The organism is Brevundimonas sp., assembly GCF_032107865.1.
In the GTDB taxonomy this organism is placed as follows: domain Bacteria; phylum Pseudomonadota; class Alphaproteobacteria; order Caulobacterales; family Caulobacteraceae; genus Brevundimonas.
The window spans coordinates 1-1,381 of record NZ_DAMCNG010000378.1; the positions used below are offsets into that span (position 1 = coordinate 1).

2 protein-coding genes are annotated in these 1,381 nt (G+C 69.0%); both read left to right on the plus strand.

Annotated elements, in window-relative coordinates; translation table 11 throughout:
- The coding region (locus tag RT567_RS16885) for a DUF5694 domain-containing protein (protein ID WP_313577341.1) at nt 1-667 on the plus strand (667 nt) is incomplete at its 5' end.
- A gap of 102 nt (nt 668-769) precedes the next feature.
- Nucleotides 770-1,381 (plus strand): SDR family NAD(P)-dependent oxidoreductase (locus tag RT567_RS16890; RefSeq protein WP_313577342.1); only part of this gene is annotated, 612 nt, incomplete at its 3' end.

A 1,381-nucleotide genomic window follows, 5' to 3' on the forward strand; every position in this document is an offset into this window, starting at 1 on the left:
GGCGGCCCAGCGGCGACGGCTGGCGGCCCTCTTCCTCGCGGCGGGCGAGCCGTCCTCGGCCCTGGTGCAGTGGCTGCGCCTGCCTGAGGGCGAGCGCCAGGCCCAGGACGACCTGACGGCGGACATGGCGGCCAAGCTGAACCAGCGCATGACGCGCAAGAATGAGTCGAGTCTCCTGGCGGCCGTCCTTGCGGCGCGGTTGGGGCAGGAGCGTCTGTGGGCGGTGGATGACCACACGGCGGACTTCGCCACCCGTCCCGAAGAAGAGGCGGCGCAGGCCAAGGCGATCATGGCGGCCTGGGACAACCCCTATGTCCAGGCGCGCAAGGACATGGATCAGCCCCTGTTCGAGAACCTGACCCAGGCCGACGGCCTGCTGAACGTCTACCGTACCTACAACACGCCGGAGAACCAGATGCTGGTCTATCGGTCGGACTTCGGGGCGACCCATATCGAGCCCTCGCCCGAGGCGTTCGGGCGCCGCTACCTCGGCTATTGGGAGACCCGCAACCTGCGCATGGTCGCCAATATGCGCGACGTGTTGGGGCGCTATCCGGGCACGCGGATGCTGACCATCGTGGGCGCCTCGCACAAGGGCTACTACGAGGCCTATCTGAACCAGATGCACGACGTGCGGCTGGTCAGTTCGGATGAGGTTCTGCGTTAGAAGGGCGGCGTTGTCTGGAGGCGACTTTCGTCGATGACTCTCGCAATCGGCGGCGCTCGCGCCCATGTCCGAGCCTGGCATTTCATATAGCGGAGCGCTCACATGGACCTTCAACTCACCGGCAAGCGCGCCCTGGTCTGCGGCGGCTCCAGCGGCCTGGGACGGGCGGTGGCGACGGCCCTGGTGGCCGAGGGGGCGCATGTGGCCCTGTTGTCGCGTGATGCAGCCAAGCTGCAGGCCGTGGCTGATGAACTGAACGCCATGGGGCCTGGCAAGGCGGTCATCGCTCCGGCCGATCTGGCCGACCACGACGCCCTGCTGAAGGCGGTCGACGTCGCCGAGACGGCGCTGGGCGGGCCGATCCAGATCCTGCTGAACAACACGGGCGGGCCGTCGCCGTCGGGCGTGGCGGGTCTCGACCCGACGGTCTGGCGCGATCAGTTCGAGGCCATGGTGCTGTCGGTCTTCCGCCTGACCGACCGGGTCATGCCGGGGATGCGGGCCATGGGTTGGGGGCGCGTGCTGAACGTCGCCTCGACCAGCGTGATTGAGCCGATCGGGACGTTGGGCGTGTCCAACACCCTGCGCGCTTCGGTGGCGGCCTGGGCCAAGACCCTGGCGGGCGAGGTCGCGGCCAACGGCGTGACGGTCAACACCTTGCTGCCGGGCCGGATCGACACCCCGCGCATCGAGCGGCTGGACGCCGCCCGCGCC